The organism is Spiroplasma attinicola (genome assembly GCF_023509825.1).
Lineage (GTDB): Bacteria > Bacillota_I > Bacilli_A > Mycoplasmatales > VBWQ01 > Spiroplasma_D > Spiroplasma_D attinicola.
Genome location: NZ_JAKQXY010000001.1, coordinates 527024 through 543186, shown reverse-complemented (window position 1 = coordinate 543186; position 16163 = coordinate 527024). Strand labels below are relative to the sequence as shown.

The window sequence follows — 16163 nt, the reverse complement described above, 5'->3', positions numbered from 1 at the left end:
ACTAAAATAATGGTGTTAAAAACTTTAATAATGATAAAAACAAATAATGATAAGTTTTACTTCTCTTATTTAAAGGATTAGTTTTAATTGCAGTAGAAAATTTAAAATCATTAAGAAATTGTTCTGCTAAAATATTATTAGTTTTTTGATCATAAATTGAAACTAAAGTTTGATGATCAGAGTAAAGACTACGATAATCTAAATTAGTTGAACCAACGATAGTAAAATTGTCATCAAAGATTCCCATTTTTGAATGACTTAAAACATGTGAATATTCATAAATTTTAACACCAGCTTCTAATAACTCATCATAATAAGTACGACAAATATCTAATAATAAATAACGATCTAAAATTCCTGGTAAAGATAAACGAACATCAACTCCAGAATAAGCACTATTTTTTAAAGCAGTAATTAAATCACCTGTTGGAATTAAATAAGGTGTGCTAATTCAAACACGAGTTTTTGCCATACTAATATATTTAATAAATAAATCTTTTTGAATTGTTTCTTTTGTTAATGGTCCATCATCAACAATTTGAACAATCGCATTACTTTTAATTGTTATTTTAACCTTATTAGGTGGCACATCTAAGATTAATCCTGTAGCAAATTGTCAATCTTGACGAAAAATTAATTCTAGAGACTTAACAGCATCACCAACTAAACGAACTTGAGTATCACGTCAAAAACCTTTGTTAGATAAATGAATATAACTATCTGCTAAATTAATCCCTCCTGCATAACCAATTTTTCCATCAATAACAACATCTTTACGATGATTACGAAAATTATAACTTCCAGTTAAAAAAGGTAAACGAATCGGAGCAAATTGACGAAAATTAACACCAATTTTTTTAATTTGTTGAATCATATTCGTAGATAAAGTAAAGTATGAACCAACATGATCATAAAGTAAATAAATTTTAACGCCCTCTTTAATTTTTTCTTCAAAAATTGTTAAAATAATTTCTAATAATTCACCATCACTAATAATATAGTAATTCATAAAAATATATTTTTTAGCAGTTTTTAAGTCAGCAATTAAATGCTGATATTTTTTAGGACCATTAAATAAAACTTCAACATTAGTATTTTGATAAAATGGTCGAGAAGCAATTTTAGTAGTATAAATTAAAAGTGGTAAATCTTCTGGTCTAATATCACGATCTTCTTTATTAATAATTTTATTAGTAAAACTTCAATCTTCTTGCTTATAAAAATATTTAAATAATTTTAAGTGCGTTTTTTGTCTTTTACGATAACGATATGGTCGGCCAAAAACTCAATATAAAAAAATTCCTAATAATGGAAAACAGACTACAACCATAATTCAAGCTAATTTAACTTCAAATAAACGATTAGTAATATAAATAATTATTGTTGTTAAAATTGTTGAAATAAGAATAATTAGAAATATTATTCAAGAATAAGGCATAAGTTGATCAATTAATAAATAAATAAGTGCTCCAATTAAAAGTAAATATAACGTGATTGATAAAAAAAGGTTAATTTTCTTTTGCATTCTTACTCCTTGATATCCAAAAACTTCTTAAAACTTTTTTGGTATTATCTTTTAATTCAAGTATTTACCTAAATTATACTAGCAAATTTCCCTAAAATAAAAAAAATAAAAAGCCAAATGGCTTTTTTTAAACTGGCGGAGCAGAAGAGATTCGAACTCTTGCAACATTTTTCAATGTCCTACTTGTTTAGCAAACAAGCCTCTTAACCACTTGAGTACTACTCCAATATTATTTATATTAACAAATAATATTATAACGATAAAAGTAAGTTAAGTAAATTTTTTTTTGAAATAATTTTACTTATTAATTAATTCTTGATATATTTTTTTTAAATCATCAATAAAATTTTCTAATGAATTATTATTGTTAACAATATAATCAACTTTTTTATCTAAAATTAAATGATTTTTTTGTAAATTTAACAAGCTATCAGCATCACTATCACTAACATGATCACGATCTTTAATTCTTTTAATTTGTAACTCATGATTAGATTTAAGCAATAATACTTTATCAACTAAATAATCTAAATTAGCATTAAATAAAACAGCACAATCAAGAATAACTAATCGTTCTTTTTTATGTTGATTTACTTCTCGAACAATAATTTTTTTCATTTCTGGTCAAATTATTTCTTCTAATTTAACTAAAAATTCATAATTTTCAAAAGCATATTTTCTTAACGCTAAAAGATTAACAGTATCATCATTTTGATTTAAAAAATTTTCACCAAATTTTTTGACAATTTTTTCTTTTGTTTCTGGCAAATTATAAACATATTTAACAATTAAATCAGCAGAAATAACAAATGCACCCTTAGTTTGAAAAAAACTTGTTGCTGTTGATTTACCAGCACCCGATTCTCCAATAATTCCAATAACCATATTTTAATCCTCTTTTTTTTCTTTAATTTGATAACTTGCTAACATACCAATCATTGCTGCATTATCAGTGCAATATTCCAAACTTGGAGCAATAAAATTAATTTTAGGATATTTTTCCTTTAAAGCAAAAAAATTATTTCGTAAACCACTATTAGCACTAACTCCTCCTGCTAAGACAACAGTTTTTGGATGATATTGTTTAATTGCTAATTCTAATTTAATAATTAAAATTTTAACAATAGTTTTTTCTAACGAACAACTAAAGTTAGCAATATTTAACTTTTTACCTTCTTGAGCAATAACTTTTGCTGCCGCTGACTTTAAACCACTAAAACTAAAATCTAATGTTTGATCATTTTTTGGTAAAGGCAAAGAATAAGTATCTTGACCTTTTTTTGCTAATTGATCAATTTCAGGTCCACCAGGATAAGACAATCCTAACATTCGTGCTACTTTATCAAAACACTCACCAACCGCATCATCAAGCGTTTGACCTAAAATTTGAAATTGTAAATGTTCCGTTGGCAAATAAAGTAGTTGTGTATGACCACCACTAACTAATAAACCTAAAACTGGAAATTGTCATTGGTTTTCAATTAAACTAGCATAAATATGACCAAATAAATGATTACAAGGAACTAAAGGCTTTTTTAAATAACTGGCAATTGTTTGTGCTACTACTTTACCAACATGTAAACAACTAATTAAACCTGGAGTACTAGTATAAGCAACATAATCAATTACTTCAAGTTTAATTTTGGCTTCTTTAATCGCTAAACTTAAAACATAATCAATATTTTCACTATGAGCTCTGGCAGCTAATTCTGGAACAACACCACCATATTTTTTATGAAGACTAATTTGAGAAGAAACAATATTGCTTAAAACTTTTTGATTTTGAATCACAGCAACACTAGTTTCATCACAACTAGTTTCTATTGCTAAAATTGTCATTAATTTTTCTTTCTTGATAATAACTAATTGCTGATTCTAAAGCTAAAATCATCATTTTTTTAAAGTTTGTTTCTCTCATATTGGCATCAATTGATTCACTTGTTGTAAAAGAATCAGAAACAGTTAAAATGCAACCAGCACTTTTTTTCAAATACTTAGCATTAGCAAATAAAGCAAAAGATTCCATTTCAACACCTAAAGTTTCTCTAATTTTTTGATTGGTTTTTCATTCATCACCATTAGCACGATAAAAAACATCACTAGAATGAATCAATCCAGTTTTCAAATTAATTTTATCATGTTGAAATTTTTCAGTTTGATCTAACTTTTTTGCTACTTGAGTAATAACTTCAGTAATATCTTTTGAACTAGCAATTGTATCATCATTAATATCAGCAGCAAATTTAGCATAAGTTGATTCACTATAAGCCTTATTAACATTAATAATGTCATAAACTTTAACATGTTCTTGATAAGCACCCATTGAACCAATACGAACAATACAAGCAACATCATAAAATTTAAATAGTTCATAAGAATAAATGCCAATTGATGGCATTCCCATACCACTACCAGCAATTGTAATTCGTTTACCTTTATAAGTACCAGTAAACATTAACATATTACGAACATGATTAATTTCAACAACATTTTGTAAAAAGTTTTCAGCAATAAATTTTGCTCGTAATGGATCACCAGGCATAAGAACAATTGGTGCAACTTGATTTTTATTAGCTTTAATATGAACGGTTGGAGTAAAATTTCCTTTTTCCATATTTTATTGCTCCTTTATCATCTTTAAAATAAAATTAATTTTACCTTTTTGCCTTATTAAAAGCAACTCCCAATGCTTTTGGTGCTTTGCTTCATTTTGAAGTAAATATTAATACTAATAAAGAAACAACAAAAGGTAAAGTATTAAACAATTCTTTATTTGTCACAACCCAATTTGAAACACCATTTTGATAACTAATTCTTCCTGCTGTTGTTTCAAGAATAGCAAATAATGCCGCACCAATTGTTACTAATGAAACTCGTCATTGACCAAAAATTAATATTGCTAAAGCAAGAAAACCATTACCACTAACATTGCCACGGAAAGTGCCACTAGCATAAATTGTAAAAACACCACCAGCAATTGCTGCTAAAAAACCTGATAATAATACAGCAGAATATCTTCTTTTAATAACATTAATTCCAGCTGCATCAGCAGCATTAGGATTTTCACCTGTTGCAATATGTCGTAATCCTCATTTAGTAAATTTAAGCGCTAAACCAATAATAACAATTGCTAAAACTGCTAATAATAAGTAAAGATTAAAAAATTCACTTTTACCAACTTTTGGTAAATGATAAATTGTATTAAAGGCAATCAAACCATTATTAACTGGTAATTGTACAACAAATATTGCAATTGCTGCTGCTAAAACATTAATTGCAACACCAGAAATAATTTGATCTGCTTTCAAGGTAATTGAAGCAAAAGCATGAAGACTAGCAAATAAAACACCAACCAATCCCGCACATAGTAAAGCAAGAATTTGTGATCAATTTCCTAAACTACCACCAACTCATTTAGCAAAGTTAGCAAAAACTAACGCACCAATAATCATCATTCCTTCAATACCAATATTAATGACTCCTGATCTTTCCGAAACTAAACCTGATAAAGCACCAAAAATTAAGACAACGAATATTAAACTAGAATTTTCTAAAATTATTTTTAAAACATCCATTTAATTATTTTCCTCATCTTTCTTATTTGCTTTAGTTACTTGTGATGTTTGATTTTCGTTAATATTAGTTCCAATAAAACCATTAGGATCATTAGAATTTTTAGCTTTTTTTGTTTGTTTATAATTTAATAATTGTTCTTTTCTTGTTTTTTCAATTGTTGCTAATTGTTGATTCTCATTATTAATTAGAGCAAGAAATTGTTGATTAAAAATATTAGTTTCTGTTTCACGGTGTTGTTTTAATTCAATTCAATTACTACGATAACTTGCCTTTATTTTATGAATATTTTCCTCATAAATCATTTTTGCCGTAATATAATTATCTAAACTTTGACCATATAAAATTTTTTTTGCATTTATCGCTTGATGATTAATACCAATTGTCCCAGTTGTTCAAATTTTTTGATATTCTTGGCGATAAAAATTCTTTAAAGCTTTTCGTTCTTGTTGAACTTGTACTTTAGCAACTTGAACATTTTCTTTTTTAGTAATTAGTAAATCATATAATTCTTGTTTTTTAATTGCTTTTGTTTGTTTATCTGTCGTATTTCTAATTATTTTTTTCAAATCTCGAACTGCTTTATTATTTTTTCTTCTTACTTGAAAAATATTTCTTCATCCTTGAAAAATATTACTTAAATGTTGATAATATTGCGTTCTTGCTTTAGTAAAATTAACATTTAAAAAGCGAATTGAGGCTTTAAATGGTTCAAATTTTGCTAACAAAACAGCACAAGCAGCAGAATAAATAATTACTCCAAAAATAACATCACTAAGTGAAGCGGGTATGTTCAATCCAACACTACCAATTGGACCACCACTTTTAATTACACCTCAAAGTAAAGCAGCACCAACAATTCCAAAAGCATTAATTTGTCCAACCAAAGCAACCGAAATTCCATCAAACCCAATTGTTGGCAAATCATCACTAGCAAAATTTAAAGAAGGATTCATACCAACATAATAAATAACAGCCATTACTCCTGCTAAAGCACCGGAAATAACAAAAGCAGTAAAAGCATATTTTTTACGAGAAATTCCAGCATAATCAGCAGCAAAAGGATTTAATCCAACTGTTTTTACTTTATACCCTAAAGTTGTCTTCTTAAAAATAAATCAAACAAAAATAACTAAAAGCAAGGCAATAATAAGTGGCAAAATAAATTTATAACCACCAATTGCCAAATTCATACTTTCATGAATTGGAGCAGAAGTACCACTGCCATCATTATATAAATCACCACTTGTTGTAAAAATTCATTTAATTAAATATCAAATTGTTCAATTTAACAAGATTGATGTCACTACTTCATGAATATTAAACAAAACTTTTAAAGCAATTGTCACAATTGCAACTAACATTGCTGCTAAAATTCCAGCAATAAAAGCAACAAAAATTGCAAGTGGTTGTCTTAAATCATATCTAACACCAATGGCAATAACTACAGCACCAGCAGCTAACATTTGGCCAGTAACTCCAATGTTAAACATCCCTGATTTAAAAGATACTAATAATGCTAAACCAGCAACAATAAAAATTGTTCATCACACTAATGTTGTATCTCAGTTATTATAACCATAACTACTAAAAGCAAAAAATAATAAGTAATGAAAATAAGTTATAGGGTTATTACCAGTTGCTAAAATAACAATTACACCAATTAACAAACCTAAAATAACAGCAAAAACTGAACCTTTAATCTTATTAAGACCACCTTTTAAGTCTTCTGATTCTAAATAAAGTCTAGTTCGGCGTTTTCAAAATCAAGTTTTTTGTTGAAATTTTTCTTTCATTATCTTCTCCTACTTTGTTTTTTTAACATTTTGTGTTTCTTTATCAATTTTATTTCAAACTTGACCAGCCATCATTGAACCTATTTCTGCTTTTTTGACACTTTTTGCTAATACATCACCAGTAACTTGACCTGAATGTAAAACAACAATCCGATCTGCTAATGTCATCACTTCCGATAATTCATAAGAAATTAATAGCACAGCATTACCTTTAGTTTTTTCTTCTAAAATTCGTTTATGAATATACTCAATTGCTCCAATATCTAAACCACGAGTTGGTTGAGCAATAATTAAAATTTGATGTTGCCGGATTAATTCCCGACCAACAACAGCTTTTTGTTGATTACCACCAGAAAGCCCTCGTGCTAAAGCAAAACCACTTTTGCTACCACGAACATCATAATTTTTAAGAATCTTTTGCGCATAATATTGAATTGCTTTTCTTCTTAATAACCCAACTTTTGAAAAGGGATATTGATCAATATTTTGTAAAACCATATTATCAATAACTGTATAGTCTAAAACTAAACCATATTTATGTCGATCTTCAGGAACATGACTTAAACCACGCTGATATAATTTTTTCGCATTAAAATTAGTTACTTCATTATTATTAAAGAAAACTTTACCTTTTGCTACTTTCATTAAACCAGTTAAACTATAAATTAATTCACTTTGACCATTACCTTCAACACCAGCAATTGCTACAATTTCTCCTGCTTTAATTTCAAGATTGAAATTTTCTAAACCTAAAACTTGCTCTCTAATATCATCAGAAACATCTTTAACACTTTGAAATCCTTTTTTAAGGATAAACTTAAATTTATTTCAAAAATTTAACGCTGGTAACTGATTAATACTATTCATTTTTCTAACATGTAAATTTTCAATTTTCAAAACAACTGGTCCCAAACTAACTTTGCCTTGATTTTTGATTGGTACAATTTCATGACCAACCATTAAAGCAGCAATTGCTTTAGCACTTTGTTTTTTTGTTGGAAAACTATCAATTACTTTACCATTTCTAATTACAGTAATACTATCAGCAATTGCTTTTACTTCATCTAATTTATGACTAATAAAAATAATCGTTTTCCCAGCTGCTTTTAATTCTTTAATAATGGTTAATAAACTAGTAATTTCTTGCGGTGTTAAAACTGCTGTTGGCTCATCTAAAACAATAATATCTGCTCCACGATATAATACTTTTAAAATTTCTACTCTTTGTTGCATACCAACGCTAGCATTTTCAACTTTTAAATTAAGGTCAACATTTAATTTATATTTCTCAGAAAGATCACTAATTACCTTTTTAGCTTTTTTAAAATTCAATCATTGTCATTTAATAACTGCTTCATGACCCAAAATAATATTTTGCAACATTGTAAAATTATCAACTAATTTAAAATGTTGATGAACCATACCAATTCCCAATTGTCCTGCTTTAATTGAATTAGCAATGATTACTTCTTTACCATTAATTTTAATTAAACCTTTAGTTGGCTGATATAAACCAAATAAAATTGACATTAAAGTTGACTTGCCAGCACCATTTTCACCAACTAAAGCATGAATTTCACCTTTTTTAACTTTTAAAGAAATATTATCATTAGCAATAATCGTATTTAAAAATACTTTAGTAATTTCTTGCATTTCTACTGCATATTCTTGATTTTTTTCAACTTTATTTACCATTTTGCTAACCCTTTCTTTCTTTTTTATCTTAAGCAATTAAGATTAATTTAAAGTAAATGGATTTATCTTTTGACCGGAACTTCATAAATCATTAGTATTTTCAGCTAAAACTTTTTGTCATCCTTGCGAAATTTGATCTAAAAAACCATCAGGAGCAATTAAATTATTACTATTAATAATATCATCATATATTAATTCAATTGCTTGATTTTTTGCAATTCCAACAAAATCTGAGCCACCACGATATTCTGCTGGTTCTTTAAAAGTTGTCTCAATTTCTTCTGAACTAATTGGATTATGTTCTGTCGTTTCATCATAACCAATTGCTCGTCATAACATATAATCAACTGATGTTGCAACATTTTTTAAAGCTGAAGTAATAAAACGATCAGCTGCTTCATGATATTGTAATTGTTGATCAGTATCAACACCAATCACTTTACCATTACCTTTATTTGCCAAAGCAGCCAAAGTATCAGAAATTTGCGGACCTGCAACTGGAAAAATAATATCAGCACCATTATTAACTAAAGAACTATTAATTGCTTTCGATGCCGGAGAAGCCTGATTAAAATTACCACTAAATTGATTTTTTAAAGCAAGAAAATTAATTTTTGGTAATGCAGCACTAACATCATAATTAGGATTTAATTTCTGAACTCAATTTTTTAAAGTTTGATTAAAATCTCCGGTACTATTATTAACTAAATCTAATCCTCAATAAAAACCATACATATAACTTGTTACTGTCGGAATATTAAGTCCACCATAAGTTGCCATTTTTAAATCATCAAAACCACCATATTCATCAGTATGTGCAATTAATCAAACAGCGCCAGCAATTGCTGCCATTAAACCAGATTGCTCTGCATTATATAATAATCCTGCTAAGTTTTTATTAGCAGATTCTACTTCAGGTGTATCACCATCAACATAAATGTAACGCATAAGATTTTTTAAAGTCGAATTTTGGGCGCGAACTAAAGCAGAATTTTGGACAAAACCAGAAGCAATTGTTACCGCACTATTTAATACTACTGCTTGTCCATAACTTTGGATAAAAGTATTTTCATCAATCGTTAACGGAACAATTGGAGTAATAATTACTTGTTTATTTTTTAACTCATCAGGACGATTAGTTCATTGTTGAAATTCTTTCTGAAATTTTATTACACCAAGATAAGATGATTCATTAAAAGATTTATCTTTAACTGGATGACCATCAGTAACAATTGAAATTCTAATAACATTACCATTAATAAACGGATTAGTACAAGCAATAATTGAACTAGTCGTTACGCTAGAAAAAGCAATGGCTATTAAAACTTTAATTATTTTTTTCATTAATTGCATCCTTTCATGTCATAATTTAATACATTTTAATACAAAAATAAAAAAGAGAAAGCAAAAAACTTTCCCTTTTTTAATATTTATTTAAAATTAATTTTATTGTTTTCATTCTTACTCCTAAACTTAACTAATAAAGTTAATTTATTCACCATCTTCAAACTTAGGACGATATTTAAGATTATCTTTATCAATCAAATTTTGTCAAGCATTATTTCATTTCTTTGCATCAGTGCTACTTGCTAAATCATTATTAAGATCAACATATGCAGCAGAAACTTTTGTTGCTAAATCTCAGTACTTATTATCAACTAATGTTTGATAAATTTCTTCAATTGGTTCATTATTAGAAATCCCAGTAGATTTTTCACCACTAAGTGGCAAGTATTCTCCTGTACCATTAAAATACTCATCACCAGACTGACTACTAATTTCATTATTTGTTTCATCTTTTGTTAAGTTAAAAGAATTTCACAACATTCAATTAATTGAAGAGCGAATTTTTTTTAAAGCTGAAGTAACAAAATAATTTTTAGCATAATCATATTGCAAACTTTGATCAACATCAACACCAATAATTTTAGCTGAACTATTATTTTGTGAATTTTCAATTGCTGAAATTAAATCAGTTGTTTGTGATCCAGCAACCGGTAGAACTATATCATTTTTATTTTCATTAATCAATTGATTAGTAATATTTTTAGCATCTAATGAACCTGAATTAAAACCATTAGAAAAACTATTTTGTAATTTATCAAAAATAATATTTTGATTTGTCAAATCTGTTTGGCTTAATAATGATTTTCCAAGATTAGTACGAATCGCATTAACCATTAATAAAATATTACTATCAGTATCTTTATATTGATTAAAATATTCAACACCTCAATAATAGCCCATCATTGTTCTAACAATCACATCAGATGGCAAACCACCAAAAGTTGACATTTTTAAACCACCATTAGTTTCATATTTTTCATAATTAGCAACTAATCAAATTGCTCCAGCCAGACCAGATAAAAAACCTGATTGATCTGATGCATAAGTTAAACCAGCAACATTAATTGGACTACTAAGTTCTGCGTCAACTAAAATAAATCGGACACCTAATTTTTGATAAACTTGCTGCAATTTTGGTGTTAAAGCACTAATATGATGAAAACCAATACAAATGATTGTTTTAGCACCAGCATAACTAGCAATATTATAATTATTTTGTAATGTTGTTAAATCACCATCTTTAGAAGCAATTGATTTTAAACGCATTTTTTGATTGGCTCAATTTTCAAAACCAGACAGTTGACTAATTAATTCACGATTTTCATTAAATTCGGCAACAAAATCTTTGCTACCTTCAAGTACTTGCTGATTAAATGCTTTATCAAATAAATCACCACCATCAGTAAGGATTCAAACTTCACCCAAACTAGCAGGTCGACAAGCAACAAGAACAATTGCACTATTTAAAAAAAATAAACTAATACCAAAAAGTTTTAATAATTTTTTCATTTTCAACACCTATTATAATAATTACTTTATCTTATTATAAAATTGATATAAAGTATACATAATTATTATAACTTTTTAAAACAATAAGTTTTCTTCTATCTATTAGTAAAATTCAACTGACCCTTACTATAAGCATCAATAATAACTCGTGCCGAATGAATTGGATTATATAAAATATTTGTTTTAATTTCTGAATGAGCTAATAATAATTTTAAAAATAAGTCAATATCACTTTCTTTTAAAATAAAATTATTAGTAATCGTATTAATATCTTTAATATCAACATTTAAAGCAATCAAAATCTTTTCTAATAGTCCCCATGAAGTTCTTTTAGCATTACTTTCAATTCTACTAATTGTTGCTTGCCTTACACCAACAATTTCGCCTAAACGCACTTGCGTTCATCCAAGTCTTAACCGCTTCTTTCTAATTTCAGTTTCAATGGCCACTATCAAACCCCTTTCTCAATTAATTTTAAAAAAATATCAAATTTATTATTAAACTAAAATAAAAAAGCAATAAATTATTATCTAATATTTGTATAAATTAACGAAATTAAAGTGGTACCTATTTTAAAAGAAAATAAAAAAAAGATTTTAATAAAAATTAAAACCTTAAATAAAAAGTTATTAAATTAATGGGGCGGCTGATGGGATTTGAACCCACGAATGTCGGTTCCACAAACCGATGCGATAGACCGCTACGCCACAACCGCCATTTTTAAAACCTAATATATTATACATTAAAAATTATTACCAAAAAAGGTTTTTTTCAAATTCTTGTTCAAGTTAAAATGATTTTAATCTTTTTTAAAAAATTTATGTTAGTATTAATTTAAAGTAAACTTTAAACTATTGAGGCTACAAGTGAACACTATCAAATTTAAAATTACTAATAAAATAAAAAATAAAATAAAAATAATTAACAATCAAGAAGCAAATTTAAAAAAACAAAAAGATTTTTTCACTAAAAAGAAAACAAATTTTTGATTCTTTTTTATTCCAATATTAATTATTGTTCTTGCTAATATTGGTCTTTTAATTGCTACTAGTTGATATTCAATTGATTTTAAAATTGCTGAAGTAATTTCAAAAGGATTATCTACTGAATTTGGTAAATATTGAAGTCGCGGTTATGGTTATTCAGGAAATACTGAATTAATTGCCGTGATGATGATTTATATTGCACTTTTATTTGAATCAATATTTTTAAAAAAAATTGCACAAAAAAAATTATGATGAAAAGAAAATTATTGAATTGTTAATATATATTATCTTGCTGCAATTATTGGCTTTCTTGCTTTTAGTATTTCAAGAGTAACTTGAATTGCACTTAGAAATGGTACTTTTGGACCAAAGATTGATACTACTTTACTAGATAGCATTAAATATCGGGTAACAGGTGGAATTGTCGCAATCATCTATCAAACAATAATTTTAGGTTTTGGTTTCTATTATGTTCGTTATAAATTAGCTAAAACCAATCGCCTACTAACAGAACATTTATGATTTAAATCTGCAAAAGTATTAACATTTTTTGTCTTTGGTTATATTATTGTCCTAATTTTAAAAGGAACAATGAATCGAGTTTATTATTTTAATACCATCTTTGGTGATTTATTTGAAGCATTTGGAAAAAAACACCCTGAATTAGTTCAGAAATATTTAGAAACTCCTCATTCTGGAATTGGTTTAGGTTACGGTGCTCCGTCTCTTGGTGAACCGGGTGGTTTTAATAACAACATTCCTCCAGAACTACAATATCCATGATGAAAATCTTCCTTGCCATTAAGATATGATCCTAATATGCCACATTATAAAAATCCTTGACAACTAGCTTTCCCAAGTGGTCATATGAATGCAACTTGTGGTGTTGGATCATTACTATATATTTTTTATAAAAAAAATAATAAAGGTAAGGCTAACTGATGAATTAAGACTTTCTTTATCATTTGAATAATTCATTTTCTTTCAATGAATTTTGCTTTAGTTATGGAAAGAATGCATTGAATGTCTGATACTGCATTTACAATTATTCTTACAAGTATCATTGCTATTATTGTTAACTTTGTTATGAATAAACTATTTGCTAAAAAATTAAATCTTTTAAAAACTAACAAACAAGAATTATTACCAACACCAGCACCATTAATATCATCACCTAAAAAAGTAAATATTATAAAAAATGAAAAGTACAAATTATTTTAAAATTATAATCTAATCATAAAGTAGTAAGAGTTTAAAAAGATACTTACTACTTTTTATTTTAAATATTAATCAATTATTCTGTGCCAAGAATAGTTTCATTAAAAATATAATAGATTTTAATAGCATTATTTAGGTAATTAAATTGAATTTCATTATTAGAATCTTCTTGTTTTAAAAGTTCTCATGTTTGCAATTCATTATTATCTTTGGCATTATAATGATATTTTTTCATCATAATTGAAATATTGTCTTGATTAATATAAATACTTGGTAAATATGACATTTCTTTAATTAAATCTTGTAGTTCTTGTTTTTGTGCTTCAGAAAGATTTGCCGGTCAATCATATTGATTATTAGTAGGAATCAAAATGATTGAATCAATTGATTTTTTGAGCTTAGCTGCAAAAATTAAATAGTTTTCAGAATTTATTTCACCAATATTTTTAGCAATTAAATCAAAAGCTCCTAGTTTTTTATATTTAGTATATTCATCTTTTTGATTCATTTCAGAAAGATTTACTGCATTAAGAGTAGTTGACATCAACATTCCAGCAAAAATTCCGATAATTGGACCAAAATATAAAATAGCAAGTAAGAAACCTTTAAAATTGTTTTTTTTCATTTTAGTGACTATACCTCAAGAAAAATCTAAATCATTAATTTTCCCATTAACAACTAAACGATTATTACTTTTTTCAATTCAAGATAATTCAATAAATTTTTCTATATTAATTTTTGGATCTTTTGAATAAATTTCCTGACAAATTGGCATTACATTAAATAGTTCGGTAATATTAGTAATTTTAAGATTATTTATTTTTTCTAATTGATTATTATTTTTTTTGAAATAATATTGATACAAATCTTTTGATAAGTATTTAATGCCAATTCGTCTACTTATATATAAATTAAAAAATGTTAAAAGAATAAAACAACCTAGTGAAATTCAAATTATGTACATATGATTTTGAAAAAAAGAAATTTTAAGACTTCAAGAAGCTCAACCTCCACCAATAAAAATTAGTAGTAAAAATCAAAATCAATTGCAAAAAATTAATAAGAATAATCTAAGTTTAGGACTTATTTGTTTAACTTCAAGTTCATTTTTTCCATCATTATTACCCATCTTGCCCTCTTTACTTTTTCAAAATATCATCATAATTATTTCATATTATTTTTCAAATCATTAATTAAAATGTTAATTTTTATTGATATTAAACAAAGTCTTTTCAGCTTCAAAATTGCTTTTATTAAAAATATGATAGATTTTAATAGCATTATTTAGGTAATTAAATTGAATTTCATTATTAGAATTTTCTTGTTTTAAAAGTTCTCATGTTTGTAATTCATTATTATCTTTGGCATTATAATGATATTTTTTCATCATGATTGATATTGTATCTTGATAAATATAAATGCTTGGTAAAAATGACATTGCTTGAATTAAAGTTTCAAGTTCTTGTTTTTGATTTTCAGAAACATTTATTGGTCATTGATATTTATTATCGTTAGGAATTAAAGTCATTGAATTATTTCGTTTTTGAAGTTTAGCAGCAAAAATTAAATAATTTTCAGAGTTTACTCTACCAACATTATAAGGAAATAAGTCAATTCCTCCTAATTTTCTATGATAATCAAGTCTATATCGAACTCATCTTGGTTGAGCATAAATAGCATTGACAAACATTTGTGGGAATAATCCAAGAAAAATTCCTAAAATTGGACCAAAGTATAAAATAGCAAGTAAGAAAACTTTAAAATTAGTCTTTTTCATTTCTGTAACTATTCCTCAAGAAAAATCTAAATCATTAATTCTTCCATTAACAACTAAACGATTAGCACTAACTTCAATTTGTGATAGTTTTTTAAATTCTCGTTTTGTTCTATATTCAAATCTTTTATTTTTTTGATATATTTCATCACAAATTGGTAGTACATTAAATAACTGGGTAATATCAATAATTTCAAGATTTTTTATTTTTTGAAGTTGCTCATTATTTTTTTGAACATAATATGAAAACCAATTTTCTTGTAAGTATTTAATTCCTATACCCATAATAAAAAGTCTATGAAATAAAATAGGCGAAAGTGAAACAAAGAGAAATATCATTGCTCAAATTAAATTATAGTTTTTTTCTTTTGAGATCAAGATTATCATACAAATAGGAAGAACAAAAGGTATTATGGTAATATATCAGTTAAAAATAATGAATAAAAATAATCTAAAATTAGGATTTATTTGCTTGACTTTAATCTCACTTTTTAAATTATTATTACGCATTATTAAACTCCTTATTTTTAAAAATATCATCATAATTATTTCAGGTTAAATTTAAATCATTAAAGTATGTTGAATTATTTTTTAATGAATTATCAATAATGATCTTTATCAGAAGTTAATATGGTTGCAGTTAAAGTTCCAACAATTGTTCCTGACAAAAATAATGATCCACCAATGATTACTCAATAATGTCCTCGTTTTTTCATTTTTAATTTTTCCCTCAACTTATT

13 protein-coding genes and 2 tRNA genes are annotated in these 16163 nt (G+C 26.3%); 1 reads left to right on the top strand and 14 read right to left on the bottom strand.

The window, feature by feature from the left end:
• Window position 1: 1 nt before the first annotated feature.
• The 12 genes from cls to LT335_RS02575 form a co-directional block, all read right to left on the bottom strand.
• Complete coding sequence (cls, locus tag LT335_RS04560) at window positions 2-1525, bottom strand: cardiolipin synthase (RefSeq protein ID WP_249728454.1); 1524 nt, start codon at window positions 1523-1525, stop codon at window positions 2-4.
• Window positions 1526-1658: 133 nt separating this feature from the next.
• Window positions 1659-1750: transfer RNA gene (locus tag LT335_RS02625), tRNA-Ser, on the bottom strand.
• Window positions 1751-1822: 72 nt separating this feature from the next.
• A complete protein-coding gene (coaE, locus tag LT335_RS02620) occupies window positions 1823-2410 on the bottom strand; it encodes a dephospho-CoA kinase (protein ID WP_249728453.1) in 588 nt (195 codons plus the stop codon).
• Between the two features lie 3 nt (window positions 2411-2413).
• A complete protein-coding gene (gene tsaD / locus LT335_RS02615; protein WP_249728452.1) occupies window positions 2414-3364 on the bottom strand; it encodes a tRNA (adenosine(37)-N6)-threonylcarbamoyltransferase complex transferase subunit TsaD in 951 nt (316 codons plus the stop codon).
• Entirely contained in the window at window positions 3339-4139 is an 801-nt protein-coding gene (gene deoD / locus LT335_RS02610; RefSeq protein WP_249728451.1) for a purine-nucleoside phosphorylase, read from the bottom strand. The genes tsaD and deoD overlap by 26 nt, the downstream gene beginning before the upstream one ends.
• Before the next feature lie 40 nt (window positions 4140-4179).
• Complete coding sequence (locus tag LT335_RS02605) at window positions 4180-5100, bottom strand: ABC transporter permease (RefSeq protein ID WP_249728450.1); 921 nt, start codon at window positions 5098-5100, stop codon at window positions 4180-4182.
• The gene (locus tag LT335_RS04555; protein ID WP_249728448.1) at window positions 5101-6894 is read right to left on the bottom strand and encodes an ABC transporter permease; all 1794 of its coding nucleotides are present in this window, start codon (window positions 6892-6894) and stop codon (window positions 5101-5103) included.
• Window positions 6895-6903: 9 nt separating this feature from the next.
• Complete coding sequence (locus LT335_RS04550) at window positions 6904-8589, bottom strand: ABC transporter ATP-binding protein (RefSeq protein ID WP_249728447.1); 1686 nt, start codon at window positions 8587-8589, stop codon at window positions 6904-6906.
• A 42-nt stretch (window positions 8590-8631) separates the two neighbouring features.
• Window positions 8632-9933, bottom strand: a complete 1302-nt coding sequence (locus LT335_RS02590) for a BMP family ABC transporter substrate-binding protein (RefSeq protein ID WP_249728446.1) — start codon at window positions 9931-9933, stop codon at window positions 8632-8634.
• 147 nt (window positions 9934-10080) lie between these two features.
• A complete protein-coding gene (locus LT335_RS02585; RefSeq protein WP_249728445.1) occupies window positions 10081-11445 on the bottom strand; it encodes a BMP family ABC transporter substrate-binding protein in 1365 nt (454 codons plus the stop codon).
• A 95-nt stretch (window positions 11446-11540) separates the two neighbouring features.
• A complete protein-coding gene (locus tag LT335_RS02580; protein WP_249728443.1) occupies window positions 11541-11894 on the bottom strand; it encodes a helix-turn-helix domain-containing protein in 354 nt (117 codons plus the stop codon).
• A 189-nt stretch (window positions 11895-12083) separates the two neighbouring features.
• Window positions 12084-12160: transfer RNA gene (locus LT335_RS02575), tRNA-His, on the bottom strand.
• Between the two features lie 151 nt (window positions 12161-12311).
• Here LT335_RS02575 and LT335_RS02570 point away from each other — a divergent pair.
• The gene (locus tag LT335_RS02570; protein ID WP_249728442.1) at window positions 12312-13652 is read left to right on the top strand and encodes a phosphatase PAP2 family protein; all 1341 of its coding nucleotides are present in this window, start codon (window positions 12312-12314) and stop codon (window positions 13650-13652) included.
• 73 nt (window positions 13653-13725) lie between these two features.
• Here LT335_RS02570 and LT335_RS02565 read toward each other — a convergent pair whose 3' ends face one another.
• Window positions 13726-14778, bottom strand: coding sequence for a hypothetical protein (locus LT335_RS02565; protein ID WP_249728441.1), 1053 nt, complete (start codon window positions 14776-14778; stop codon window positions 13726-13728).
• A gap of 72 nt (window positions 14779-14850) precedes the next feature.
• A complete protein-coding gene (locus LT335_RS02560; protein WP_249728440.1) occupies window positions 14851-15708 on the bottom strand; it encodes a hypothetical protein in 858 nt (285 codons plus the stop codon).
• Window positions 15709-16163 lie beyond the last annotated feature (455 nt).